Genomic DNA, 26322 nt, shown 5'->3' with positions numbered 1-26322 from the left:
CCGTGTGGGGCATGAGAAACAAAATAAGAGGATTGATTATGAAAGCTGTGGTTCTTGAACAAGTTGACGGCCAGACGCAAGCCGAAGTGAAGCAAATTGCCGTTCCAGCTGAGGAGTTGGGAAATGTGCTGGTCGACGTCGATTGGTCAAGCCTGAACTATAAAGACGCGCTGGCCATCACCGGTAAAGGCAAAATCATCCGCAACTTCCCGATGGTGCCAGGCATTGATTTCGCAGGCCGCGTAGCGAGCAGCAGCGACAGCGCGTTTAGCGCAGGGCAAGAAGTGGTGTTGACCGGCTGGGGAGTGGGCGAAAACCATTGGGGCGGCCTTGCCGAGCAAGCTCGTGTGAAATCTGAATGGCTGGTTCCGTTGCCTGCAGGCTTAACCGCACGCAAAGCGATGATCGTCGGCACCGCCGGCTTCACCGCCATGTTGTGCGTCATGGCGCTGGAAGAAGCCGGCATTACACCGCAAAGCGGTGAAGTGGTAGTAACCGGTGCCAGTGGTGGCGTGGGCAGCACTGCCATCGCCCTGCTCCACGCGCTGGGTTATCAGGTTGTGGCAGTTTCTGGCCGTGAATCGACCCATGATTATTTGCGCCAGTTGGGCGCCAGCCGCATTCTGCCGCGCAGCGAATTTGCAGAAACTCGCCCGCTGGAAAAACAAGTGTGGGCTGGTGCGGTCGATACCGTGGGCGGGAATGTGCTCGCTAAATTGCTGGCGCAGATGAACTACTCTGGTTGTGTCGCTGCCTGTGGCCTGGCGGGCGGGTTCGCGCTGCCAACTACGGTGATGCCATTTATTCTGCGTAACGTGCGCCTGCAAGGTGTGGATTCAGTGAGCGCACCAATTGAGCGCCGAATTGCTGCGTGGGAGCGCCTGGCGAAGTTGCTGCCGGAGAGTTTCTATGAGATGGCGACGACGGAAATCAGTCTGGAGCAAGCGCCTGCTGTGGCAGAGAGCTTTATGAACAATGAGATTCAGGGCCGCACGTTAGTTAAGGTGAAGTAAGCTCTCGCCTCTTTCGCAAACTATCTCAATATTTATAAAAATTGAGATAGTTTGTTGTAGTTATCCCCCTCCACGACTAATCTATCTCAATAATATTAAAAATTGAGATAGATTGATGAAGCACCCTCCAGGCTTAATTCCATTTTCCGCATTCACTGGTGCGCAATTAGAAACCCACCAGCAATACAGCCGTATTCTGGACAATAAAGGCCGTTATTTGCCCTTCGATGAATTTCGCCATCGGGTCAAACGCGGTGAGGATCTGGAGCTAGCCTGGACGCTGACGCGCAACGCCCGTAGCGCTGCCTTACAACCCGTCAATTACCGTAATGAAGCTGGGGAACAAGCAGGGTTCAATATCACGCCACTTATCTCAGAAGTGTGTGAACTGGCGGACAAACACACCACACAAACGGCCTTAAGAGAATATCTCCAACAACTGCCTGCGGGGGGTGCCGAGTTATCGCAATTACAGCTCGATGAATCGATAACCAGTAGCCAGCTTGAAGGGGCCAATACCACGACACTGGTTGCGCGTAATATGCTGGAAACCGGGCGTCAGCCGCGTACCGAAGATGAGCAAATGATTGCCGGGAATGCCCGTCTAATGGCTAAAATCCCCGAACATCTGGCTGAACCGCTCACCATCGAGCTTATCCGGCATTTCCATGCTGTTGGGATGAGCGGCATCAACGACGCGAAATACCAACCCGGCACGTTTCGGGACACCGATGACATTGTGATTGCGGATTACGATGGCAATATCGCCCATCAACCACCCACCGCGGCCACTATTCCCCAACGCCTGCAAGAGGTTTGCGATTTCGCCAACCATACCGACGGGCAATACATTCACCCACTCATTCGGGCGTGCATTCTGCATTTTATGCTCGCGCACGAGCATCCTTTCAGGGATGGAAATGGCCGCACCAGCCGCGCGCTATTTTACTGGTTTATGCTAAAAAATGGCTACGAAGCCTTCCGCTTTGTCTCGATAAGCCAGCTTCTGCATGCCGCGCCGGTTAAATATGCCCATAGCTACCAGTACACCGAGCATGATGGTATGGACATCACTTACTTTCTGGAGCACCAGGCAAGTACCATCAAACGGGCGACGACGAAATATCTCGATTTTATCCATGAAATTATCCGTCGCCGCGCGGCGGTTGATAGCCAACTGGCAGCCTCTGGCGCACTTTCCAGACTGCGACCGCGCCAGATAGCATTACTGAATATTATGTTGTCTGAACCTCAGAGGCTGTACACCGCCGCGGAGGTCAGCCAGCTATTGGGCGTTTCGGACGGTACCGCCCGCACCGCGTTGCGCGTTCTGGTACATGAAGGATTAGCCCGACAGGTGCAGGTTAATGACCAACAGACGGCGTATATCGTGGCAAGTGGGTGACGGGGGAAATCACCCAGGCAGCACAATATTACTGTCCGCCAGCGAACCCATCTCATTGTGCATTGCGCACGCGGCATCAACCAGATGCATCGCCAGTGCCGCACCGCTACCCTCGCCTAAACGCATGCCCATCTGCAAATATGGCTCCAGCCCTAACTTATTCATTGCGATCACCGCACCTTTTTCAGCAGACAAATGCGAAGGAATTAAGTATTCACGCACACCTGGCGCAATCTGGCAGGCCGCCAACGCTGAGGCATAAGACAAGAAGCCATCAAGAACTACCGGCAAACCCGCTGCCGCCGCGCCAAGCATTACGCCCGTCATACCGACCAAATCAAAGCCGCCCACTTTTGCCAGCACGTCGATACCGTCTGCGGCATCAGGCTGATTCACTTTAATCGCCTGGCGCACGACGGCAATTTTGTGGTGCATTTTGTCAGACGGGAAGTTCGCCCCCATACCCACAACGTCGTCTGGTGAGCAATCCGTTAATACGCTGACCATCGCCGCCGCAGGCGTGGTGTTCGCCATGCCCAGTTCGCCGACGCCAAACAGCGTGACGCCTTCAGCGGCTTTTGCCATGGTGAGTTGCATGGTAGCCAGTAGCAAATCTTCGGCCTGTTGGCGGCTCATCGCCGGGCCTTGCGCGATGTTGCCGCTGCCACGCGCGACTTTCATATCCAGCACGCCAGGCAGTGCATCGCTATCGATACCGACATCAACTACATGAATCTCCGCACCGACGGTCGCGCCCAGTACGCATACGCCGGTATTTTTGCGCGTCATGTTCAACGCCTGAATCGCGGTGACAATTTGCGGGGAAATCGCCACACCTTCAGCATACACACCATGGTCGGCACACATCACGAGGATCGCTTTGCGGTTGGTGTTCAGGCCATTTTTCATGCCTGGCATTCCCGCCAGTTGCACCGCTAATGCTTCCAGGCGCCCGAGGCTCCCGAAAGGCTTTAACAGGCCATCAATGTGTTGTTGCGCGCGCGCCATGGCTTCGCTATCAAGCGGGGAAATGGTGGCCAAAAGGGAGTTCAGTGTTTGCATTTTTTTCTCTATACAACGTTATCAACATCGGGACAAAAAATGGTGGATGACGCTACGGTTTTCGTAGGTCAGATAAGCGCAGCGTCATCCGACAAATCGGTTTTCGTAGGTCGGATAAGCGCAGCGTCATCCGACAAATCGGTTTTCGTAGGTCGGATAAGCGCAGCGTCATCCGACAAATCGGTTTTCGTAGGTCGGATAAGCGCAGCGTCATCCGACAACTAGCGCAACATTGCCAACAAAAAAACAAGCTCGCCTAACTCAATAGCGGCACCCAGCGTGTCGCCGGTTTGCCCGCCGAGCGTGCGCTTCAACATCCAGCCGAGGCCATATATCGCAAGCAGCGTGATAACCAACGCCAGCAGGCCGGAAGACGGCAGCAAAAGTGTGCATAACACCGCGCCACCCAGCAACGTCAGCAGCGTTTGCGTGCCGGTCACTTTGCCGATAAACAGATTCCCCAGCCCTTTCTCACGCGCATACTTGTGGTTATGCATCAGCAGCACACTGGCGCTGCGCCCGGCGACAGAAGCCGCGGCGAGCAGCGCCAGCATGTTGCCGCCGCGCAACGCCAGTTCGCTCACCACCAGCACTTTTGTCACAATCACAAAAATCAGCGCCAGCCCACCGTGGGTGCCAAGGCGGCTGTCGCGCATGATTTCTAACATCCGGTCACGCGTTCGCGCCGAGAAAATCCCGTCGCAGGTATCCGCCAGGCCATCAAGATGGAAACCGCCGGTCAGCAGCGCGAGCGCCAGCACATAACCCATTGCCGCTAAAGGTAAACCCGCCCACGGTTGTAGCAGTGTGAACACTACGCCCGCTAATGCGCCCAGTACCAGTCCGACAAACGGGAATGTCACAATGCCGCGCACATACTGATGCGTTTCGATACCATCCGCCCAGCGGGCGCGCACCGGAATGCGGCTCATAAACTGCAAGGTGGCGAAGAACAAACGGAAAATCATTTAATTTTTACTCCTATCCCTGAAACCACCAGCCAGACTTCGTCGGCACGCTGCGCCAGGCGCTGGTTGACGCGCCCGGCAATATCGCGGAAATGCCGCGCCAGACGGTTTTCCGGCACAATGCTCATTCCCACTTCGTTAGTGACTAAAATCACCTCTGCCGGAGTTGCCGCAATGGCCGCCAGCAAAATATCGACCTGCTGATTCACGACCTGCTCCATCGACTCAAAATCCCAGTCGTCTTCCGGCTCATCGCCCGCCGCGTCGTACATCACGTTGGTAATCAGCGTGGTAATGCATTCCAGCAGCACCGCTTCTTGCGCTGAATTATGCTGATTAATCACCGTGTTTAGGTCGCGATATTGCTCAACCGTGCGCCAGTGCGCCGGGCGACTATCGCGATGGTGCTGAATGCGCGCTGCCATTTCACTATCGAAAATTTTCGAGGTGGCGATATACAACACGCGCTCAAAGTTTGCCGCCAGTTGCTCGGCGTGGCGGCTTTTGCCGCTGCGTGCACCGCCGGTGAGGAGTTTCATACTGCTTGCTCCTGATGCTCACGCATGATTTGGTAGATTCTTTCAATATCAATGTGTTCACGCATCGCGTCGGCAAGGATATTAAACTGCTGATCCTTATGCTTTTGAAAGTCGAACACTTCGCCTTGCCAGGCGGTCAGCCCTTTGCGCTGGCGCAGACTGTCGAGCAGGCTACGGGTAAATTCGCCGCTATCAAACAGACCATGCAGATAAGTGCCCAGCACTCGCCCGTCGTCACTGATTGCACCGTCAACGTGATGATAAGGCTGAGTATTGCATTCGGTGAAGGTAGCAAATGGCGCAGTATTTTCACCACGCTGCGTTTCACCCATATGGATTTCATAACCCTGGAGCGAAGTACCGGAACTGGCAGCAAATACGCCCGGAAGATCTGCCTGAACCTGCCCCGCCACGCGGGTGGTGGTTTTGACACTGGCAAAACGCGTAACCACATCCAGTAGGCCGATACCTGGCATTTCGCCAAGACCGGATTCCACTTCGTCGTAAATATGCTTCCCGAGCATTTGATAACCGCCGCAAACGCCCAGCACCGCGCCATTTTTACCGTGATGCGCCAGTAGCGCCTGCTCAAGGCCGTTTTCACGCAGCCAGCGCAAATCACCCAGCGTATTTTTACTGCCCGGTATAATCACCAGGTCGCTGTTTTGCAGTTCATTTGGTTTGCTGACATAACGCAGGCGCACGTCGGGTTGCGCCGCCAGCGCGTTAAAGTCGGTGAAGTTCGACATATACGGCAGTTGCAGCACTGCAATATCTAAATCTTTCTCGGTCACGGAATCATATTTCCCGCTTTCCAGCACCACGCTGTCTTCATCTTCCAGATCAACGTTCAGCCACGGCATCACGCCAAGAACAGGCACGCCGGTTAATGCTTCAATCTGTTCGATACCGGAATACAGCAGCGCCACGTCGCCACGGAATTTATTAATGATCACGCCTTTGACACGCCATTTTTCATGTTCCAGCAACAGCGCGATGGTGCCGTAAATGGCGGCGAATACGCCGCCACGGTCAATATCGGCAACCAAAATCACCGGGCATTCCGCCAGTTCTGCCATCCCCATATTAACGATGTCACGGTCACGTAAATTGATTTCTGCCGGGCTGCCTGCGCCTTCCAGCACCATCACGTCGTGCTCTGCGGCAAGGCTTTGGTAGACCTCGCGGATTTGCGCTTTCAGTTGCGGTTTGTAATTGTGATAAGTCACCGCATCCATATTGGTGGCGACTTTACCCATCAACACCACCTGCGCTTTACAGTCGCTGGTGGGTTTGAGCAGCACCGGATTCATGCGCACGTCGGGGGCGATGCCTGCCGCTTCGGCCTGGAAAATCTGCGCCCTGCCCATCTCTTTGCCGTCTGGCGTAATGCCGGAATTGAGCGCCATATTTTGCGATTTAAACGGCGCGGTACGCTGGCCGTCCTGGGCGAAAATCCGGCACAGCCCCGCAACCAGCATGCTTTTGCCCACGTCTGAGGCGGTGCCCTGCACCATGATTGAAAGGCTCATCCTGCTTCCTTTGCAACGCGCAAGGCGTCGAATAATTGAGTTTCGGTTTTGCACAGCGGGAACCCAAGTTGGCTGTGCAATTTGACCAGCCACGGCTGCACCAGCCCGGCTTCACGCAGCATGTCGGCCTGGCTAAAGACCGCGCCTGGCTCACCTGCCGCGACAATTTTGCCGCCGTTAATCACATACACGCGGTCACAGACTTCATAAATCAAATCAATATCATGGCTTGAGATCACCACATGCTTACCTTGCTCGGTAATACGGGCGATGATTTCAATCATCTGCTGACGGCCCGATGGGTCAAGCCCGGCGGTCGGTTCATCGAGCAGTAAATAGTCGGCTTCCATCACCAGCGCCCCGGCAATTGCCACACGTTTCTTTTGCCCATGGCTGAGATACTGAATCGGTTTGTGGCGGAAAGATTGCGCATCCACCAGTTCAATCGCGCGCTCGACACGGCGGGCAATTTTAGCTTCATCGACGCCAAGGTTACGCAAACTAAAGGCAATATCGCTGTCGATGTCGGTGTAGAAAATTTGCTGCTCCGGGTCCTGAAACACGGTGGTGACGCGCTGGCGGTGCTCAATCAGCCCGGCTTTAGTGTAATTTATCGCTTTGCCCTGCCACAACACCGCGCCCTGTTGCGGCCGTAACACGCCGTTGAGGTTCATAAACAAGGTGGATTTACCGCAGCCATTTTTGCCGACGATCCCCGTCACCGGGGACGCGCCAAAATCGAAGTTTAAACCGTGTAGTACGGTATCGTCCTGATAGCAAAAAGATAAATTTTGCGTGCTAAGCATTGGAGCGGTTCTCACAGGTGGAAATCACCCTGGTAAAGTTTGACATCCAGCGTGGTGGACATTTGCTGGTAACGCAGCAGCACGCGGGTAAATAACATGCTGATTAACATGGCTAGCGAGCGGTAACTGCCAGGCAAGGTACGATAACCGAAACGTAACGACTGAGCACGGTGAATGGCCTGTGCTTCGTCCAACAGGATGAAAATAAAACGCCAGGTGAGCAGGATTTGCTCGGTCAGCAACCGTGGCACTCGTAAGCGTTGCAGTAAGATGATGAGCTGCGGAAACGGCAGATTGAGCACCAGCCAGTAAGTGGCAGCCAGTGCCGCCAGGCTGCGCCAGAACGTCTGGTTCGCCACCAGTAAACCTTGCGCATCAATGCCGATATAAAACGAACCGAGCGGCACACTCAATAACAGCGATTGTGCGTTATGCGATGCGCTGAAAACGATAGTCACTACGCCGATGAGTAAAAAACCCAGCGGCACCGCCAGCCAGCGCAAATAGCGCATTGGCCCGACGCGCAACAACCAACAGGTAAGAGCCGCAAGCATCAACAACCAAAGTGCCTGCCCGACGGGCGGTAACGCAAACGCCAGCGTCATCATCAGCAGATACAACGCGAATTTGCGCAGCGGCGAAACTCGGCACCAACGGCTCTGGTAGCTGAGTTTATCAATCCCCAGCATGGTCGCCGCGTCGGCCCCGATAGAACCCCAGAATGTAGAAAATCACCGCCGTGCCGAGAGAGCCTTGCAAGGTGAACAACAGGCTTTCGATTTCGCTACTCGCCGGTTCATAAAGCGGCTGGAACCACGGTTTATAGTCTGGAGCGATGACCTGAATCTGGCCTTCAGCCTGGTCATCAGATCCCCCGTATTCGCCACCGTGGGGAATAAAGAACGGCACCACCATTAATCCCACCACCAGGGCGAGCAAAATCAGCGTTTTTTTCATGTTATTGGCTCCTGGCTGGAAGCATTTGTCGCTTGATGAGTTGGTCGTAAATCATCACCGTTAGCAGACCTTCAGCAATCGCAATCGGGATTTGCGTCAGGCAGAAGATGCCCATAAATTTCAGGCTGGAGCCGGTGATGCCGAAGTGTGGGTCCGGGAACGCCACGCCGAGCTGTATCGAGGTGACAAAATAGGTGGTTAAGTCGGCGACCATCGCGCACAGGAACACGCCCACGTCACGACGAAAACCGGCTTTGCAGGCCAGTTTCCACACCAGGTAACCGGCTAGCGGCCCAATCACCGCCATCGACATGCCGTTTGCGCCAAGCGTGGTCAGGCCGCCGTGCGCCAGTAATAACGCCTGGAACAGCAGCACGATGGCACCTAAAACCGCCACCACACCTGGGCCAAACAGAATGACCGCCAGGCCCACGCCCGTCGGGTGTGAGCAGCTTCCGGTGACCGACGGGATTTTTAGCGCCGAGAGCACAAAAATAAACGCACCGCACAGTGCCAACAGCACTTTCTGGTTGCTGTCGTGGGCGACGATTTGGCGTAAACGCACCAGGCCAACATACAAACAGGGCAGGAACAAAATCCACCACGCCAGCGCCCACATTGGCGGCAAAAAGCCTTCCATAATGTGCATGGCGAACGCTTCTTGCGGCACAATGAGCAACAGCATTCCCGTGCCTAAGCCGCTTAGCGAGAGTTTTTTAAGTAACGATTCCATGATTTTCCTTTAGCCGTTAATGTCGGGTGACGCTTCGCTTATCCGACCGACATCTACCACTGCTTGTTAACCAAAATGGTCGAAAAATACGGTAATTGCTGGTCGTCTGGCACCGCTTCCAGGTTACGGAAACACTGCTCGTTTGGTAACGTCGCCTCCGCCATTAACACCGCGTGTTGGATGATGCCGAGGTGTTGCAACAACGCTTTGATTTGTGCAAAACGCCCGTACACTTTCATCAACACCACGCAGTCGTGGGCGCGTAATGCCTGGCTTAATTCTTGATGGGAAGCGGTGCACGACATCACCGCCAGCGATTGCGCCTCCATTGCCAGCGGCAGTTGTGCGCGGGAAGCAATGGCGGCAAATGAAGTTACACCTGGCACAATTTCCAGCCATTCCGGGTTACCGATTCGCGCCAGCAAAAACACCCAGGTGCTGAACAGCATTGAATCACCGAGGGTGATAAACCCCACCTGTTTACCCTGCTCCACTTCATGTTTAAGGGCGGCGGCAGTTTCATCCCACACCACCGCTTTTTCGTCGTTATCGGCACTCATTGGGAAGTGACAAGTGCGCAGCTCGGTGCTGTCACTTAAGTATTCGCGCACAATCGATAGCGCCAGGCTGTCACCGCCTTTGCGCCCCGCTGGCGCGTACAGCACATCGAGCTTGCCGATGATACGGGCGGCGCGAACGGTTATCAGGTCGCTGGCGCCAGGGCCGGTGCCAAGAGCATATAAACGCCCGCTCATGCCGCGACCTCAACAAGTGATTTTTCCAGCGCACGCTGCAAATGGTTAACGAACATCGCACGGATTTGCGGGTTTTCCCCCAAACCTTGCAGCCACGACTGAGCTTCGATTCCCGCTTCCTGCAACTGTGTTTTCCAGGAGTCTTCCTCGTCGGATGCCATGTCGTTAATCGCATGGTCGCCCGCCACTAACATCAGCGGCATCAGGTGGACTTTGCGCACCTTTTCTTGCTGCAAGCCACGTACGATCAGGTCGATTTCCGGGTAGCTTTCTACCGCGCCAACGCGGGCGGGGATTTGGCGCGCTGCCATTAAATGGTCAAGACAGGCGTAGGCAGAAAACGCATGGTGACTGGCTCCGTGGCCCATAAATACCACCCGTTCGTCGGCGGCAAGTTTTGGCATCTGGCTTTGCAAGGCATCAAGCAACAACTCGTAGTCGTTGAAATCACTCAGCAGCGCCGTGCCTAAGGCCACGCGCTGGAATAAGTGGCTGTATGCCTGCACTTCACGGGCGATTTTTTCGTATTCATCGCCGTTAATCACATGCAGCGATTGCACGGCAATATCCTGATAACCCAGTTCGGCAAGGCGCTTTAACGCTTGCGCGGGGGAGTCGATTTCCAGGTTATCGCGCTTTTTTAACTTGCGGATAATCATGCCGGAGGTAAAGGCGCGGAACCGGTCGCGGTCAGCAAAAGTGCGCCCCAGTTGTTCTTCGCAGGCAACAATATTTTTGCTACAGGTTTCGTGGTAACTGGTGCCGAAACTGATCACCAACAGGGCTTTTTTCATGCTTTCCTCTCTTGCAGCCAGCGTGTCACACGGCGGCTCACATCTTCACGGCTTTGCAGTAATTCGGGTCCAGTGACTAACGGCTGTGGACGAACCACCACCACACAGGGAATGCCGCGCTCCAGCGCCGGATTCACTTTGTCGAGATAGCCGCCTTCGGCACCGGATTCTTTGGTGATCACCACATCCGGTGAGCAGAAGGCGTAAATGGCGGCGTTGAACTCGGCGCTGAACGGGCCGCGCAACGCAATAATGTTGTCGACGCCCAACCCCAGTGCTTCACACTCGGTAATCACTTCGCTGGTCGGTAACACCCGCGCCAGTAGCGTTTTGCCCGGCATTCCTTGCTGCCAGGCCGCCAGTTCTTTACTGCCGGTGGTCAGCAGCACGCGCGGGCCATATTCCTGCGCCACGGCACAGGCGGCTGGCAGGCTGGCGACTTTGTGCAGCAACGGGTGTTCCAGGTCATTGAGTTCACTACGGCGTTGATAACGGCTGAGCGTTACCCCCACCGTTTCGCAGGCCGCGGTAATGTTGCGGCTGAGCAGTTCAGCATACGGATGCGAGGCATCAATCACCCAGCGCACCGCGTGGCGCAGCAGCCAGTCAGCAATTTCATCACGGTCGATACGCCCGACGCGGATTTGCCCGCCGATGTCGCCCGCCAGTGATTCGCCAACCGTCGTCGCCACCGACAAGGTGTAGGCAATGCGTTGTTCATCGAGGATTTGGCAGATGAACCGCGCATCGCTGGTGCCGCCAAATACCAGCACCGGGGATGCGCCTGGGGCCATCATGTCGGATGACGCTTCGCTTATCCGACCTACGGAATCGAGTGTTCGGTGCATCATGTCGGATGACGCTGCGCTTATCCGACCTACGGAATCGAGTGTTCGGTGCATGATGTCGGATGACGCTGCGCTTATCCGACCTACCGGAGCGAGAGGTTCACTCATAGCTCGTAACCTCGCGGCGTAATCATTAATCCATCGCGCACGAAGGTGGTTTTGTTGCCGACAATCACCAGGCTGGTCATATCGACCGGCTCAAAGTCCATTGCGCCAAAGGTGGTCAGCCATTTTTGTTCTTTTTTGCGCCCGGCGGCTTTCACCACGCCAACCGGCGTTTGCGGCAGGGTAAACTCGCGCATTAATTCGAACGCACGTGCCAGGTGCCCTTCGCGGCCACGGCTGCGCGGGTTGTAGAAGCAGATAACAAAGTCGGCAGACGCGGCAGCAATAATGCGTTTTTCAATAACCGGCCACGGCGTTAATAAATCGCTGAGGCTGATATGGCAAAAATCGTGCATCAATGGCGCGCCGAGCAATGACGCGGCGGCGATGCTGGCGGTAATACCCGCCACAAGACGCACTTCAATATCCAGTTGCTGCGAAGTCACCAGCTCCAGCACCAGCCCTGCCATGCCGTAAATTCCGGCGTCGCCGCTGCTGATAAGCGCCACGTTATGCCCGGCTTTCGCCAGTTCGATGGCGGTCTGGCAGCGTTCGATTTCTTTGCACATGCCGGTTTTGATCACCTGTTTGTCGCCGGTTAATGGCTTCACCAGGTGGGTATAGGTTTTATAACCGACGACAATTTCCGCTTCCTGCAAGGCCGCAATCGCTTCCTGGGTCATCATGGCTTCACTGCCGGGGCCAATGCCAATTACCGTTAACATCTGTCTGAAACTCCTAAAGTTATGGTGACGCCCTGCTCGCGCAGCGTGTTGCCCACCAGGTTTCCGTTGCTCATCAGCCACGCAGCGGGTTGTGACACGCTGCCCACGCCGACGGTGAGGCGCACAAATTCCGACGCCGGAAAGCGATATTCATGTTGGGCAAGTTGGTCAACGCTAAAGATTTCGAAAGGGATTTGTCGCAGGTGTGCCAGTTCTAACAACGCGGGTTCGTCCTGCTTGAGGGACACACTGCCAATCGCCCGCAAGGCTAGCGGGTCGAAATGATTGGCCGCCAGTTGCTGGTTTAACAAGCTGGCGACGGTGTGTGGCGCGGTATCACGACGGCAGCCAATCCCCGCAACCACGCGCTTTGGCACCACTTTAAACAACGGGATCGTCTGTGGCGGTAACGCGACGCGCAGCGTGACGCACACCAACGCATCCAGCTCTGGCAGCGCATCAAGATTGTCGACCGGGATAAAACCGCGCGTGTCGTATCGATCGGCATGTAGCGCAAATTCGCTGTCCCACCACAGGCCAACGCGCTGTTGGCTGACCAACATTTGGTTGATGGTTTTCACCGCCTGGCGGAAATCCTGCATTGTGGCGTCAAGCGCTGCCGCCAGCGTATCGAGTGCCGCCAGTTGGTTAACATCGGTGGCGGTGGTAATGACCGGATCGGCCCCCAGGGTGGCGGCGAGCTGGCGCGTGAGTTGATTCGCGCCGCCAAGATGGCCGGAAAGCAGGCTTATCACATGCTCGCCGCGTTCATCCATCACCACCACCGCCGGGTCGTGCAGCTTGTCATTCACCAGCGGTGCAATCACCCGCACGACAATTCCCGTAGCGGCGATAAATACCAGCGCCGAATATTGACTAAATGCCTGTTGCACGGTTTGCGCGAAGCTGCCGCCGAACGGGATAAACCCCGGTTGCAGCAGTTTTTCACTGGTGAAACAGGTCAGTGGATGGGTCGCGCGCAACCGTTCGGCTAACGCCACGCCGCCAGGGGTGAGACAAAACAGCGCCATCGACTCAGGCTTTGCGGTATTCATGGCTGAACCCTGCGTCATAAAGTTTCGAGTAGTGGTACTCCTCGCCGAGGAATGCCCCGACCATGATCAGCGCGGTTTTGCGAATTCCTGCTTCACGCACTTGTTCGGCGATGGTGGTCAGGGTGCCGCGTAACACCTGGCAGTCGGGCCAGGTCGCTTTGTAGACCACCGCCACTGGCGTATCCACAGGGTAACCCCCTTCAATCAGGCGCTCTGCCACGCGGTTAATGCGCTGCACAGAAAGGAAAATCGCCATCGAAGTTTGGTGCTGTGCGAATGCTTCTAACTGTTCGAGCGCAGGCATCGGCGTGCGGCCTTCAATGCGCGTGATAATCAAACTTTGCGAGACTTCCGGCACGGTGTATTCCACGCCAAGTTGCGCGGCAGCGCCCAGAAATGCGCTCACACCCGGCACGGAAACATAGCCAATTCCACGCTCAGTCAGCATTTCGCCCTGCTCACGAATCGAGCCGTACAGCGAGAGATCGCCGGTTTGCAGGCGCACCACCAGCTTGCCCGCGTTTACGCCGCTCTCCATCAGTTCAATGATTTCTTCAAGATTAAGTGCTGCGCTGTCATGGCATTGCGCGCCTGGCGGGCAGTAGTCGAGCAGTTCAGGGTTAATCAGCGATCCGGCGTAAATCACCACTTCCGCTTGTTGCAAGACGCGGTAGCCTTTCAGGGTGATCAGTTCTTTGTCGCCAGGCCCCGCACCAACAAACCACACTTTGCGGGTATCAAATTGTTCAGTCATGGCTTCCTTCCTTGAGGCAAGAAATCAAATACGTGGGGTTGTTCGGTTTGAAGTAGTGCCCGCTGCCAAGCCCGGTGAATTGCGCGACCTGCAATTGCAGACAGTCAACGTCGCTCACAGCGCACTGCTCGAGATGCGCTAAGGCGCAGGTTAAGTTTTCCAGCAGAATAAAGGTCATCACCAGCCGCCCGGCAGGATGCAAATGGGCCAGCGACCAGTCGATAAGCTCGGTTAATTGCCCGCCGCTGCCGCCGATAAACACCGCATCGGCCATCACATTCAACTCAACTGGCGCGTAGCCGCTGATGATTTCAACGTTCAGGCAGTTAAAGAGCTGGCGGTTTTCCGCCATTAACGCCAGTGCATCGGGGTTGCGTTCAATCGCGCTAACTTGCAATTGTGGGTAGCGTATTGCCGCTTCCAGCGACACGCTGCCGGTGCCAGCGCCGATGTCGATCAAGTGCGTGGCGTGCTGTAATTGCAGGCGATCCAGCGCCTGAGTACGCACCACTTCTTTGGTCATCGGCACGCGGGCACCGCGTAAAAAAAGTTCATCTTTCATTGAGGATCACCACTACGTTCATCGCGTAGCTTTGCGCCACATCACTGGCTGGCAAGCGATGGATTCGTTCATCCGCTGACGACAGGTTCTCGCCAATAATGAGCGTCGGGTTCAGGCCGCGCATCAGCATGGCCTGGGCGATGGCGTAAGGATCGATGATTTGGTCCGTCACCATTGCCACTTTTTGATGCGCCGCAATGGCATTGAAATCAGGTTCACGCCCGTGGCTGCTGGTTATCCATAAGTCGTTCATATCAACCGCTGCTTTAGCGCACAGATATTGGATAGAGCTAATGCCTGGCATAATGCGTAACTGTTCGGGCGGGAAATTCGCCGCCAGCCGTTTGCCGATGCCGTAAACCAGCGGATCGCCCGAGGCCAGCACCACGACGCGCTTATCCAGGCGCTCGCGGAGCCAAGAAATTAAGCCGTCAAGATCGCTATCCAGCAGACGGGTTTCAGCGCCGATATCAGCAAACAGCGCCAACTGACGTGCACCACCGACCAGAATCTGCGCTTCATTAATTGCAGCGTGCGCCTGCAAAGTGAGGTATTCCGTGGCACCAGGCCCAATTCCGACCACGGTTAGCATCGCTTTTCTCCCGCTAATTCCCCGGCAATCTCTGCGACCGGACGGCTGCTGCCTAACACCTGGTTTTCGAACGAGAACAAAATGGCGTCACATTTTGGCGGGGATTGGGTAAAACGCAGCATCTCGGCAACGCGCTCACAGATACGCATTGCCAGGCGTTCAAACACCCTTTGCCAGCCCTGTTCCGTAATGATTTCGAGCGCCGCTTCGGTGGTGTCGCACTGGTTGACGGCTTCGAGTAACGCAAACGGCGCGCCCATTAACGCGAGGTGAGCGACCAGCGTTTCCATGCGCCCGTCGGCGATGTGGCTGTGAGTGTGGAAAATTCCGGCGGCGACTTTCACCAGTTTGCCGGGGTGGCCAATCAGCACGATATGGCGATATTCGAGGCGCACCGCTTCCTGAATCATGTAGCCGACAAAGTTGCTCATCGTCACCACGCATTCACCATCCAGTTGCAGTTGTTCACGCACAAAGCGTTCGCCGTGGTTGCCCGGCACCAGAATCACTTTATCCAGCCCGGCGGCGCGTTTCATTTCCAGCTCTAACGCCAGCGAACGTTTCCAGCTCTCTTCAGACATCGGCATCACAATGCCGGTGGTGCCGATGATTGAAATGCCGCCCAAAATCCCGAGGCGATGGTTATAGGTTTTCTGCGCACGCGCCTCGCCTTCCGGGGCAAAAATTTCAATTTCCGCACCGCGCTCAGGGCCAATCACTTCACGTACCGCCGCGTCGATAGTCTGCCGTGGCGTGCGGTTGATTGCTGATTCGCCAATAGGCAAGCCGATACCTTTGCGTGTGACCACGCCAATACCGGTGCCGCCGCGCAGGGTGATAGTGCCGCTGTCGTTGAGCTGCACGCGGGCAAATATCAGCATGCCGTGGGTGGCGTCGACATCATCGCCGCCGTCTTTGCGGATAGCCGCCGTCGCCTGTTGGCCTTCGATGACGGGCATTTCAACGTTGAGGTGTAGCGTGACGCCAGACGGTGTCACGATTGAAACCTGGTCAATGACGTGCTGGCGCAGCACCATGAGTGCGGCGACTTTTGCCGCCGCCGTAGCGCAAGAACCGGTGGTGTACCCTTTGCGATACGCCTTACCTTTATGCCAGACGCAATCGGCAGGTTGTTCGCTCACTGAGCCTCCCGCAGGCGATAAAGCAGCGCATTGACAATCGCCGCCGCAACGTTGCTGCCGCCTTTGCGCCCACGCGCCGCAATCGCCGGTAAGCCGCTTTCCACCAGCGCTTCTTTGGACTCTTCCGCCCCGACAAAACCGACTGGTACGCCGATTACCGCCGCCGGTTGCGCGCCTTTTTCCAGCAAGCGAAACAGTGCGGTAGGCGCGTTGCCGAAGACGAAGATCTTTTCGCCCTGTTCCTCTAAGGCAAGATCCACTGCCGCCATCGAGCGGGTCACACCCTGTTCTTTGGCATGTGCCACCACGCGCGGGTCGCTGATATAACAGCGGCAACTGCAACCAAACTCGGCCAACAGGGTTTTATTAATGCCTGAGAGCGCCATGGTGGTGTCGGTGTACAAGGTGCAGCCGCGCTGCAAACTGTTTGTCAGTTGTGCAATGACATCCGGCGAAAACCACAGAATATCCAGCCACTCGAAATCGGCGGTGGTGTGGATAACCCGTTTGATTATCGCTTCCTCGGTCGCATCGTTAAAACGATACGCTGGGTGCTCAGCAGCAATTATTTCGCTAATGATTTCAAAGCTGTGTTGTTCAATAAGCTGCGGTTGTTGCAGGTAGTTCATCGGGTGTCCTTAAGCGATGCCGAGCACGAGTGCGCGCATGGCGGCAAAGAGCAGTAAAGCCAACAGGGAAGCCAGCATCATCAGTTGAATAGTGCGGGTAATGTCGTCGATGGCGACGCCGCGCTGCTCATCGCCCATCCACGGTTTTTCTACCCGCTCGCCAAAATAGGTGTTCGGCCCGCCGAGCCTGATCCCTAGTGCGCCTGCAACCGTGGCTTCAGACCAGGCACAGTTTGGGCTGCTGTGTTGATAGCGATCGCGCCAGCCAATGCGCAGAGCCTGACGGGGATTAGCCCGCAAGCAAAAAGCGGCGATGGTCAGTAGCAGCCAGCTCAGGCGAGCAGGAAAATAATTGGCAAGGTCATCGAGCCGGGCGCTGACATAACCAATGGCACGGTATTTTTCAGTTTTGTACCCCACCATCGAGTCCAGCGTGTTGACCGCTTTGTAGGCCATCGCCAGCGGTGCGCCGCCTAACAGCAGGAAAAACAGCGGAGCAATCACGCCATCGACACTGTTTTCAGCCACGGTTTCTACCACCGCACGGGTGATTTGCGGGCGCTCAAGTTGCGAGGTGTCGCGCCCAACAATCCACGACAATTTTTCGCGGCTTTCGGCAAGGGTTCCATGTTTGAGCGCGCGGTAAACGTCGAGTGCGGCATCGCTCAGGCAACGTGCGGCAAGTACGGTGTAAATCATCCACACTTCGACTAACCACCCGAGCCACGGATGCAGCAGGTTGGCGAGATACAATACGCCCCAGCTCACGCCCCATGTGGTGCCGACCACCACCAGCCACAGCACGCCACCACCGATTTTCAGCGCGCGGTCACTTTTGCAAAATTGGCGAATAATGCGTTGGGTTACGGTGATTAGATTGCCTATCCAGCGCACCGGATGAGGCCAGTGCGGCGGGTCGCCAAACCAGTAATCCAGCAGCCAGGCCACGGCCCAGGCAAGCAATGTCATAGGTGATTCCTCGCAAGCGTTAGCCAGGGGTTGAGCAAATTCGCGCGTTGAGCGAAATGGACATGCAGGTAGCTGGCAAAAGTCGCCTGCTGCTGAACGCCTCCCTGCCAGCGGGAAACGGCGACACCATCACGCCATTTGCAGCAATCTAACGCTGCGGGCAGCGGGCCGTTGAAATCGGAGTAATGAAATTCGTGGCCACGCAAGGTTTCGCCTTTTTTCGCCAGCAAGGTGTTTTGCACAGCGGTGGCCTCGCAATAGCCAAAACGTGTCAGGCGTTGGCCCATCTGGCTATGGCCTGGCAACACGCCGCACATCGAGTGGGTTTCGCCTTCGCTGTCAGTCAGCGTTTCGCCCAAATACATTAAGCCGCCACATTCGGCATACAGCGGAATGTGCTGTTGATGGGCAGCTTGCAGGGATTCGCGCATGCGACTGTTCGCGGCGAGTTTTGCCACATGGACTTCGGGGTAACCACCGCCAAGCCAAATCATCTGGCAGTCAGGGATTTTTGCGTCATGCAGCGGGCTGAAGCGCTGGATTTTCACCCCGGCGTGCTCGAGCATTTCGAGGTTATCGGGATAGTAGAAGTTGAAAGCTTCGTCTTCAGCAAGGGCGAGTGTTAGCCCGTCGGCCAGTGCGGCATCAGCAATGGCGGGCGCAGCACCCTGAGGCAGGGTATTAAGGCGAGATAACGCCAGAAGATGGTCGAGGTTAACGGTTTCTTCAATTTGCTGCGCCAGGCGCTGCCAGTGTTCATCTTGCGGGGAGTGTTCTTGTGCCGGAACCAGGCCGAGGTGGCGCGACGGTAACTCGACATCGGCCATCACCGGCAAGCGCCCTAAGACGGGCAAGCCGCAGTAACGGGTGATGACATCAGCAAGTAACTGGTAGTGGCTGTCGCTGTTGACGCGATTGAGGATAACACCTGCGATGTTTAGCGTTGGGTCAAAGCGCTGGAAGCCCATGACAGTGGCGGCAATGGAGGTAGACACCGCTTTGCCGTCGACCAGCAATATCACCGGGCAACCGAGCTGTTTTGCCATCGCGGCGCTGCTGCAATAGTTGGGGTCGGTGCCGTAGCCGTCGTACAACCCCATCACCCCCTCGATGACGGCCACATCTACGTGCTGCATTTGTTTAGCGAACAAACCATTTAGCGTGGAAGTGGGCAACATGAAAGCATCGAGATTGCGCGAGGCAATGCCGCTTACTGCACTGTGCCAACCGCTGTCGAGGTAGTCGGGGCCAATTTTGAAGGGTTGAACGCAAAGGTTGCGTTGCATGAAGGCGCGGAGCAGCCCGAGCGTGACGGTGGTTTTACCACAGCCGCTGCTGGTGCCTGCAATGACGAATGCGTGTTTTGCTGCCGCTGCCATGGTTGCCTTATCACTGTTTCGGCAAAGCACGGATGTCAGCACGTACGCGCACCCTGAGGCTGCACGCATCTGATGACAACTGACTTCCCACCGAAGGAGTTGTTGAGAATAAGGATGACAAGTCGGTCTTCTGGCTTAGCGTCTCTCTCGCCCGCCCTTCCCAATCATTAGATCAGTGGTTTTGCGGGTTCGTCGGCATCACAGCAGCGGGGGCTGCGGGGGATTGTCACCCCCTTCCCAGCCACGGACTATTTTGGTTAATCGCGTGGCATAAACGAGTCAGTTATTGCGAGCATGACCTTCAAAGCATCACACTCTTAAATATTTAAAAGCAGACACAGTGTAAAAGCTAATAGATTTCGAGAGTTGCGCTATGACAATTTTTACTGATTTTTTAATCTTTACGGTAAATGTCGCTGACGCGTATCTGCCCCCCAGAGACTGGGGATAAAAAAAACCGCCTGGCGGCGGTTGGTAACACTGTTGGAAAAACTCTGCGTAGGTCAGCTAAGCGAAGCGCCATCCGACAACACTGGCGCAAACGGTGGATGACGCTTTCGCTTATCCACCCTACGACAGCTAATTAATCGGCCTTGATTTCGCCCATTACTTTCAGTTTTTTGGAAATTTCACGACGCTCTTTAGACAGTTCAGCGTTTTTGATGATGTAGTCATCAACACGGTCTTCATAGTCGGTTTTCATGCTGGCGATGATGCCTTGAATAGCTTCAATGCTCATACCCGGTTTGATGTAGTCGCTCAGGTTATCAAGCAGCAGAACACGTTTTGAGTTATCGCGGATCTTTTTCTGTACGTCCTGGATTTCACGCTGCAGTTTGTTTTTGCGACGGAACAGACGCACGAACTCAAGCACGTCCTGGAAAGATGGTTTGATTGGTTCCATTTTTATACCCCTGCTAATTTCATACTCGGATTCGTTAAGACAGCCGCCATAAGATAACCTTAATGGTAGCGGCAGCCGCTGATAATTCATTGTTTCGCTATCTTAACCTCAATTGCTGCTGAATCGAAACCAGCAATTCACACCAGGCTGAGCAATTATTTGCGTAACGCGCGACAGATCAACTGCGACAGCAATTCTAGTTGACGAGCAAGTTCCAGACTCAGCCAGACGTAACCATGAATAGGCGTTTCCTGAAGTTTCCCATTTTGGCCATTTTGTATGAGCTCGCGCAACTCGCTGACGATTTCAGTCAGCTTTTCATTGTTCGCTGAAATCGTCGACGGGTTGCCATCGTGCAAGGCCAGTGCGATTGCGGCAAGCGTGCCCTGGGTCATTTGTTGCGTTTCGCGCAGCGTGTGTGCGTTGATCATCAGGAAGTGGCTTTCCCTTGATGCCCAGTAAGCGTTGACCTGCAACTCAAGAGTGCACACCAGATTGCGGCTGACGGTTTGTATCGCCTCGAAGATAGACTTTTGAATATGCGTTTCTTTGCTGCTTGGCCCGATGAGTGCACGCATTCTTACGACATCACTCAACACTTTGTGTAAGTGTTTTTCAAGCCTTGGGCGCTCTAATAAATTAGGTGAGAAGCCCGCGTTGTAAACCCGGCCAAAGGCAGTGACGAAGTTCGCCATTTGTATGCGCCAGTGGATAAAGGCGCGCTGCGGATAAATGCTGGTAAATAACATCGCCAGCAACGAGCCGAAGATGACATCGCCGCTGCGCCAAAGGGCAATTTCCATGTCTCCTGCCGGTGCGCCAACCACTACCGCAAGGGTGATGCCAATCAGCAGAGCCTGATACGGGCGTTTCCCCAGCGCCAGATAGCCGCAGATGAACATGGCAATGGCACACCACACCAACATCAGCGGTAGCGAGAACAGCTCAAGTTTTAGCGCCACAAGTCCCATGACTGCACCGCATATCGTCCCACCAATGCGCTCAAAGGCGCGTGGCACGACGTTGCCCCAAAAAGAGATCGGCCCCATGACCACCACAAGCGTGATCAACGGCCATGTCCCTTCGGGCACTTTCAGAAGATGAACAATAAGAAAGGTGAGAATAAAAGCCAGTGCGATGCGGATCCCATGCACGATACGGTAATTGCGGTATATGCGGATCTCAAATGGGCTTAGTGATTTGTCAGGACGCACACTCAGTTCCCCAGAAAATAAAAAACGGGATTGTACCTGTTTTTATGGAATGAACATCACAAAGTTAGGGGGCATAAGCCCCCTTTAGCATCAGACTTGATCTGCCACCGGAATATACATGTCTATTTCCCAGACTCCACTTTCTGAACCATCGTTAAGATAGTGTTCGAAGCAGGGTTTTCCGGTTATCTGGTAGCTATTATTAGCAAGGACGCTGTCAAAAAACAGATTCCACGGCTTGGCAAAGTCGTTGTCATCCACGCGGGCGCGTGCCACCGCATACTGGCCGCCCTGGATGCTCGTCACAATCACGCCTTCACTGTTATCCGGCACGGTAAAGTTTTCAGCCACCGAGACCACGGTGTCGCAGCGCAGTTTTTCTGCGGGTACGACGTCGGGGTTGTCGTAATAAACCGCCAGCCATTCTTCCCCGGCTATCTGGTGGGTTTTGACCCACAGGGCAAGTTGCTCAAAGCCCTGATGGACCGTTTGTTCCCACGGCCCAACCATATGAAAACCAGCGACTTTACGTTCATTCACTTGTTGTACGTTAAATTCCATATGACCTCCTGACAGATTTAAAAATACTGTATGTTTATACACCACTCTTGTGCAGGGAAACAATCCATTGTCAGGGTGATGTGGTTGCTTTGCGAGCAGGATCGCTTTTTGAAAAACTTTCGCCTGTAGATCCGCCTGTAGATCGTAGTACAGACCAGCCGTTCAGATGAAAAAAAGGGCCGACATGACTGTCGACCCTTTTAACACTGATTAAGGAATTACAATTTGTGGCTCAGATAGTCGCTAAACCGCGACCATGTGCTGCCCTTTTTGACGCCCGTTAGCGTCACCAACGGCCAGTGGGCAATCAGCTTGTCGCGATCAAAAAGCTCGATTTCACCCACATGTTGGTTGGCAGCAATCGGCGCTTCGATCTCTTGTTTGTCGAGGACATATTTGGCTTTGATGTTAGGGACTTCAGATTTTGGCAGCGCCAAAAAAACATCCTGATTTGTACCGACTTCGATCTGTTTTTTATCACCGTACCAGATAGCCTCAGTACCAATTTTTTTGCCTTTATGCAGAACCTGTACGGTATCGAAATTATCCTGGCCCCAGTGCAGTAATTTCCGCGCCTGATCTTCGCGCCCTTTCGGGCTTTCAGCGCCCATGACCACCGCAATTAAACGGCGCTCACCGACCACGCTTGACGCAATAAGATTAAAGCCAGCGCTCGCAGTATGGCCGGTCTTCAGGCCGTCCACATTCAGCCCTTTGTCCCACAACAAACCATTACGGTTCTGTTGCGTGATGCCATTCCAGGTGAGGCTGCGCTCGCTATACATGTGATAAAACTCGGGTTCACCGTGGATTATTGCGCGCGAAAGTACCGCAAGATCATAAGCTGTGCTGTGCTGGCCAGGTGCATCCAGACCATGAACCGTTTCGAAGTGGGTATCGCGCAGGCGGAGTTGCTGCACGTATTTGTTCATCATCGCTACAAATTGTGGCTGCCCACCGGCGACATAATCTGCCAGCGCAACACAAGCATCATTCCCTGAATCAATAATTAACCCGCGGCTGAGGTCATGGACGGTCAGTCGGTCACCCGCTTTCAGGAACATTAGCGACGAGCCATCAAATACCGGATTACCTTTTGCCCAGGCATCTTTGCCGACAGTGACCATGTCGTTTGCCGTGATGCGGCCACTGTCGATGGCACGATCGACCACGTAGCCGGTCATCAGTTTGGTCAGACTCGCCGGGTTGCGTCGCACATGCTCATTTTCCGCTGCCAGAATTTGCCCGGTGGTGTAATCCATCAATACCCAAGAGCCCGCCTGAATTTGTGGAGGGGGTGGCGCATTAACAAAGGTATCGTCGGCAAAAGCGGAGTGAGCAGAAAGTGACAGCAAGGAACAGACAACAAACAGACGGATCTTCAACGATATACCCTCAGTAACAAAAAATTCAGCCGCCACTTTTACTGCAGTTTGCGACTTTTTTCGCAATTAAATTGCAAAAAGATATGAATGAGAGCGCTCGCATACAGTTGAGGAATATACTATTCCGTCATCGCGAAGACTTCTTGCAGGGCGGTTAATGGTTTACCATTGGCGGTTGCAGTACCTGATAACAATGATTGGCCCATGGAGAGGGTTTTAGTGGGATTTCAGTTTAATAACAGTACGTTAAACAACACTCAAGGGCGGGAGTAAACCGTGGATAAGACAACGCAACAACCGACCTTCCTTTTTCATGATTATGAAACCTTCGGTAAAAGTCCATCGCTCGACCGCCCGGCGCAATTCGCGGCGATCCGTACCGACGCTCAATTTAACGTGATTGGCGAACCGGAAGTTTTTTACTGCAAACCGGCGGATGACTATCTGCCACAGCCAGAAGCCGTGATGATTACCGGCATTACTCCGCAACAAGCGCTGGCGCGTGGCGTCAACGAAGCGGATTTTGCAAAACGAATTCACGCCATTTTTACCCATCCAAAAACCTGCGTCGTGGGTTACAACAATGTGCGCTTTGATGATGAAGTGACGCGCAATATCTTTTACCGTAACTTTTATGATCCGTATGGCTGGAGCTGGCAAAACGATAATTCGCGCTGGGATTTGCTCGATGTGATGCGCGCCTGTTACGCATTGCGCCCGGAAGGAATTGTCTGGCCGGAAAACGAAGACGGTTTGCCCAGCTTCCGCCTTGAACATTTGACCAAAGCCAACGGCATTGAGCATGCGAATGCACATGATGCGATGTCTGATGTGTACGCCACTATCGCGATGGCGCAACTGGTGAAAACCCGCCAGCCGCGCCTGTTTGAGTATCTCTACAGCCACCGATCCAAACACAAACTCACCACGCTGATTGATGTTCCGCAGATGAAACCGCTGGTACATGTCTCGGGAATGTTTGGCGCGTGGCGCGGTAACACCAGTTGGATTGCCCCACTCGCCTGGCACCCGGATAACAAAAACGCGGTGATTATGGTCGATTTGGCGGGTGATATTTCTCCACTTCTGGAGCTGGATGCGGATGCGTTGCGCGAGCGGTTGTATACGCCGAAAGCCGCACTTGGTGATACTGCGGCCGTGCCAATCAAGCTGGTTCATTTGAATAAATGCCCGGTCTTAGCGGTGGCGAATACGTTGCGCCCGGAAGATGCAGAACGTTTAGGAATCGATCGTCAACGTTGCCTGGATAACCTGAAGCTATTGCGAGAGCACCCTTCCGTACGCGAGAAAGCGGTGGCGATTTTTGCTGAAGCTGAGCCTTTTGTGCCTTCAGATAATGTTGATGCGCAGCTGTATAACGGCTTTTTCAGCGATGCCGACCGCGCAGCCATGCGTATTGTGCTGCAAACCGATCCGCAGAATTTACCCGCGCTGGACATTACCTTCGCCGATAAGCGGGTTGAGAAGCTATTGTTTAATTATCGGGCGCGTAACTTCCCCGGCACCCTGGATGAAGCCGAGCAGCAGCGCTGGTTGCAGCATCGCCGTGAAGTGTTGTCTCAGGAAGCGTTGCAAGCCTACGCGCAAGAACTGGAAGCGCTGTATAACCTGCATGAAAGTGATAAAGAGAAGACGGCGTTGTTGAAGGAGCTGTTCGAGTATGCGCAGTTTTTAGTGGGGTGATAGCAAGATGTCGGATGGCGCAAGCTTATCCGACCTTGTATCTTGAACCGGTAGCTGGTTAGCTACCGGTTATATGAAACGGAGGAAGCTTGTATCCGACCTGAAGACCTCGATCTTCCGACGTAGCTTAAGCCCTCCGTTTCACCTTTCACGCCACTCAAAATCCGAACGGTAACCAGAAGCTCTGACTTCGCATGTACAAGGCTGGAATGGCGTGTTGGTTCACGTGGAAGGAGATGAAATATGGCTTTTCTCGGTGCTGATATCAGCAAAAATAAAATAGATGTCTGTCTGCTTGTTGCCGGTATTAAAGGTAAGAAAAAGCAGAAAGTCTTCACCAATGAACCCTGTGTGGCCCGCAAAATCATCGACTGGCTGGAGGCCCAAAAATGCGCCTCTGATAATATGACAGTCGTGATGGAAGCCACGGGTATCTACCATGAGAATCTGGCGTATGGGCTTCATGATGCGGGGATTTCTGTCTGCATGGCCAATCCATACCGTGTCCGTGAGTTTGCCTGCGGAATGGATATCCTCACGAAAAATGACACAGTGGACGCATTTGTGCTGGCCTGTTATGGCGAGCTGAAGCATCCCGATGCCTGGGTCCCACCGTCAGTTGAAGTCCGTAAACTCAGGGCGTTGTTGCGTCAGCGCGACGCGCTGAAAGAGGATGTGCAGAGGACGGCCAACCGGCTTGAAAAAGCGCATTCAACCTCGACACCACGGGAGGTCATAGCCTCACTGGAGCGGACACACGGCTGGCTGAGTGATGAACTGGGACGGATAGAAAAGCTCATTACTGACCACACAGATAACGACCCGGGACTGAAGGCCGATCTGGAGCTGCTGAAATCGATAAAATGTGTGAAGGAGCAGGTGGGACGGGAGATGCTGGCACTACTGAAAGACGGGACGTTCAAAAGTGCCTCGCAGGTGGCAGCGTATCTGGGAATAATACCGGTGGAGAGAGTGTCCGGCAGTTCGGTACGCGGGCGGGCACATATGTCAAAAACAGGCCCCTCAATAGTCAGAGCCAAACTGTATGTAGCAGCCCTGAGTGCAATCCGGTGGAATAAACCCGCGAAGGCGATATATGAAAGGCTGGTAGCGAAAGGTAAGGCGAAAAAAGCGGCCCTGGGTGCAGTGATGCGTAAGCTGGTACATATGTGCTTCGGCGTACTGAAAACCCGATTACCATGGGATGAAAATTATGCAGCTACCGCTTGA

Annotated in this window: 28 protein-coding genes and 1 riboswitch; of the genes, 4 read left to right on the top strand and 24 right to left on the bottom strand. The window is 54.5% G+C overall.

What is annotated here, in order from left to right:
• The first annotated feature begins 38 nt into the window (after positions 1-38).
• Both acuI and MNO13_RS08280 read left to right on the top strand, forming a co-directional pair.
• Positions 39-1013 carry an acrylyl-CoA reductase (NADPH) gene (gene acuI / locus MNO13_RS08285; protein ID WP_121815356.1) on the top strand — a complete coding sequence of 325 codons (975 nt, stop codon included), beginning with the start codon at positions 39-41 and terminating at the stop codon, positions 1011-1013.
• 115 nt (positions 1014-1128) lie between these two features.
• Positions 1129-2418 (top strand): Fic family protein, encoded by a 1290-nt coding sequence (locus MNO13_RS08280; protein WP_241939764.1) that lies wholly within the window; start codon positions 1129-1131, stop codon positions 2416-2418.
• A gap of 9 nt (positions 2419-2427) precedes the next feature.
• Here MNO13_RS08280 and cobT read toward each other — a convergent pair whose 3' ends face one another.
• The 24 genes from cobT to dacD form a co-directional block, all read right to left on the bottom strand.
• A complete protein-coding gene (gene cobT, locus MNO13_RS08275) occupies positions 2428-3480 on the bottom strand; it encodes a nicotinate-nucleotide--dimethylbenzimidazole phosphoribosyltransferase (protein WP_241939763.1) in 1053 nt (350 codons plus the stop codon).
• 221 nt (positions 3481-3701) lie between these two features.
• Complete coding sequence (gene cobS, locus MNO13_RS08270; protein ID WP_241940054.1) at positions 3702-4445, bottom strand: adenosylcobinamide-GDP ribazoletransferase; 744 nt, start codon at positions 4443-4445, stop codon at positions 3702-3704.
• Positions 4445-4987 carry a bifunctional adenosylcobinamide kinase/adenosylcobinamide-phosphate guanylyltransferase gene (gene cobU / locus MNO13_RS08265; RefSeq protein ID WP_241939762.1) on the bottom strand — a complete coding sequence of 181 codons (543 nt, stop codon included), beginning with the start codon at positions 4985-4987 and terminating at the stop codon, positions 4445-4447. The genes cobS and cobU overlap by 1 nt, the downstream gene beginning before the upstream one ends.
• Entirely contained in the window at positions 4984-6519 is a 1536-nt protein-coding gene (locus MNO13_RS08260; RefSeq protein WP_121815352.1) for a cobyric acid synthase, read from the bottom strand. The genes cobU and MNO13_RS08260 overlap by 4 nt, the downstream gene beginning before the upstream one ends.
• Positions 6516-7325 carry an ATP-binding cassette domain-containing protein gene (locus tag MNO13_RS08255; protein ID WP_241939761.1) on the bottom strand — a complete coding sequence of 270 codons (810 nt, stop codon included), beginning with the start codon at positions 7323-7325 and terminating at the stop codon, positions 6516-6518. The genes MNO13_RS08260 and MNO13_RS08255 overlap by 4 nt, the downstream gene beginning before the upstream one ends.
• A gap of 11 nt (positions 7326-7336) precedes the next feature.
• Entirely contained in the window at positions 7337-8014 is a 678-nt protein-coding gene (locus MNO13_RS08250) for an energy-coupling factor ABC transporter transmembrane protein (protein WP_241939760.1), read from the bottom strand.
• Positions 8001-8282 carry an energy-coupling factor ABC transporter substrate-binding protein gene (locus MNO13_RS08245; RefSeq protein WP_064545326.1) on the bottom strand — a complete coding sequence of 94 codons (282 nt, stop codon included), beginning with the start codon at positions 8280-8282 and terminating at the stop codon, positions 8001-8003. Before MNO13_RS08245 ends, MNO13_RS08250 begins: the two co-directional genes overlap by 14 nt.
• Before the next feature lies 1 nt (position 8283).
• Positions 8284-9015: a cobalt ECF transporter S component CbiM gene (gene cbiM / locus MNO13_RS08240; protein WP_133521847.1), complete on the bottom strand. Its 732-nt coding sequence runs from the start codon at positions 9013-9015 to the stop codon at positions 8284-8286.
• Between the two features lie 53 nt (positions 9016-9068).
• Positions 9069-9770: a cobalt-factor II C(20)-methyltransferase gene (locus MNO13_RS08235; RefSeq protein WP_121815347.1), complete on the bottom strand. Its 702-nt coding sequence runs from the start codon at positions 9768-9770 to the stop codon at positions 9069-9071.
• Positions 9767-10564: a sirohydrochlorin cobaltochelatase gene (cbiK, locus tag MNO13_RS08230; RefSeq protein ID WP_133521848.1), complete on the bottom strand. Its 798-nt coding sequence runs from the start codon at positions 10562-10564 to the stop codon at positions 9767-9769. The genes MNO13_RS08235 and cbiK overlap by 4 nt, the downstream gene beginning before the upstream one ends.
• Positions 10561-11358, bottom strand: a complete 798-nt coding sequence (locus MNO13_RS08225; RefSeq protein WP_241940053.1) for a cobalt-precorrin-6A reductase — start codon at positions 11356-11358, stop codon at positions 10561-10563. The genes cbiK and MNO13_RS08225 overlap by 4 nt, the downstream gene beginning before the upstream one ends.
• Positions 11359-11516: 158 nt before the next feature.
• On the bottom strand, positions 11517-12242 hold the full coding sequence (locus tag MNO13_RS08220; protein ID WP_241939759.1) for a precorrin-3B C(17)-methyltransferase: 726 nt from the start codon (positions 12240-12242) through the stop codon (positions 11517-11519).
• Complete coding sequence (gene cbiG, locus MNO13_RS08215; RefSeq protein ID WP_241939758.1) at positions 12236-13297, bottom strand: cobalt-precorrin 5A hydrolase; 1062 nt, start codon at positions 13295-13297, stop codon at positions 12236-12238. Before cbiG ends, MNO13_RS08220 begins: the two co-directional genes overlap by 7 nt.
• Positions 13278-14051, bottom strand: a complete 774-nt coding sequence (locus MNO13_RS08210; protein WP_241939757.1) for a cobalt-precorrin-4 methyltransferase — start codon at positions 14049-14051, stop codon at positions 13278-13280. Before MNO13_RS08210 ends, cbiG begins: the two co-directional genes overlap by 20 nt.
• Positions 14044-14613, bottom strand: coding sequence for a decarboxylating cobalt-precorrin-6B (C(15))-methyltransferase (locus tag MNO13_RS08205; protein WP_241939756.1), 570 nt, complete (start codon positions 14611-14613; stop codon positions 14044-14046). The genes MNO13_RS08210 and MNO13_RS08205 overlap by 8 nt, the downstream gene beginning before the upstream one ends.
• Entirely contained in the window at positions 14603-15205 is a 603-nt protein-coding gene (locus MNO13_RS08200) for a cobalt-precorrin-7 (C(5))-methyltransferase (protein ID WP_064545308.1), read from the bottom strand. The genes MNO13_RS08205 and MNO13_RS08200 overlap by 11 nt, the downstream gene beginning before the upstream one ends.
• The gene (gene cbiD, locus MNO13_RS08195) at positions 15199-16347 is read right to left on the bottom strand and encodes a cobalt-precorrin-5B (C(1))-methyltransferase CbiD (protein ID WP_241939755.1); all 1149 of its coding nucleotides are present in this window, start codon (positions 16345-16347) and stop codon (positions 15199-15201) included. The genes MNO13_RS08200 and cbiD overlap by 7 nt, the downstream gene beginning before the upstream one ends.
• Positions 16344-16976 carry a cobalt-precorrin-8 methylmutase gene (locus tag MNO13_RS08190; protein ID WP_237931404.1) on the bottom strand — a complete coding sequence of 211 codons (633 nt, stop codon included), beginning with the start codon at positions 16974-16976 and terminating at the stop codon, positions 16344-16346. The genes cbiD and MNO13_RS08190 overlap by 4 nt, the downstream gene beginning before the upstream one ends.
• Before the next feature lie 9 nt (positions 16977-16985).
• Positions 16986-17945 carry an adenosylcobinamide-phosphate synthase CbiB gene (gene cbiB / locus MNO13_RS08185; RefSeq protein ID WP_241939754.1) on the bottom strand — a complete coding sequence of 320 codons (960 nt, stop codon included), beginning with the start codon at positions 17943-17945 and terminating at the stop codon, positions 16986-16988.
• Positions 17942-19324: a cobyrinic acid a,c-diamide synthase CobB gene (locus tag MNO13_RS08180; protein WP_241940052.1), complete on the bottom strand. Its 1383-nt coding sequence runs from the start codon at positions 19322-19324 to the stop codon at positions 17942-17944. The genes cbiB and MNO13_RS08180 overlap by 4 nt, the downstream gene beginning before the upstream one ends.
• A gap of 103 nt (positions 19325-19427) precedes the next feature.
• Positions 19428-19619, bottom strand: a riboswitch (cobalamin riboswitch).
• Between the two features lie 288 nt (positions 19620-19907).
• On the bottom strand, positions 19908-20228 hold the full coding sequence (locus MNO13_RS08175) for a DUF496 family protein (protein WP_064545298.1): 321 nt from the start codon (positions 20226-20228) through the stop codon (positions 19908-19910).
• Positions 20229-20383: 155 nt separating this feature from the next.
• Positions 20384-21442 (bottom strand): FUSC family protein, encoded by a 1059-nt coding sequence (locus MNO13_RS08170; protein WP_064545296.1) that lies wholly within the window; start codon positions 21440-21442, stop codon positions 20384-20386.
• Between the two features lie 90 nt (positions 21443-21532).
• A complete protein-coding gene (gene sbmC, locus MNO13_RS08165) occupies positions 21533-22003 on the bottom strand; it encodes a DNA gyrase inhibitor SbmC (protein WP_064545295.1) in 471 nt (156 codons plus the stop codon).
• Positions 22004-22221: 218 nt separating this feature from the next.
• Positions 22222-23388, bottom strand: coding sequence for a serine-type D-Ala-D-Ala carboxypeptidase DacD (gene dacD, locus MNO13_RS08160; protein WP_064545354.1), 1167 nt, complete (start codon positions 23386-23388; stop codon positions 22222-22224).
• A gap of 276 nt (positions 23389-23664) precedes the next feature.
• Here dacD and sbcB point away from each other — a divergent pair, with 276 nt between their 5' ends.
• Positions 23665-25092, top strand: coding sequence for an exodeoxyribonuclease I (gene sbcB / locus MNO13_RS08155; protein WP_241939753.1), 1428 nt, complete (start codon positions 23665-23667; stop codon positions 25090-25092).
• Between the two features lie 243 nt (positions 25093-25335).
• A complete protein-coding gene (locus MNO13_RS08150) occupies positions 25336-26322 on the top strand; it encodes an IS110 family RNA-guided transposase (RefSeq protein WP_241939752.1) in 987 nt (328 codons plus the stop codon).

It is taken from the genome of Buttiauxella ferragutiae (genome assembly GCF_022637515.1).
Classification (GTDB): Bacteria; Pseudomonadota; Gammaproteobacteria; order Enterobacterales; family Enterobacteriaceae; genus Buttiauxella; species Buttiauxella ferragutiae.
This window is presented reverse-complemented; position numbering and strand designations above follow the sequence as displayed.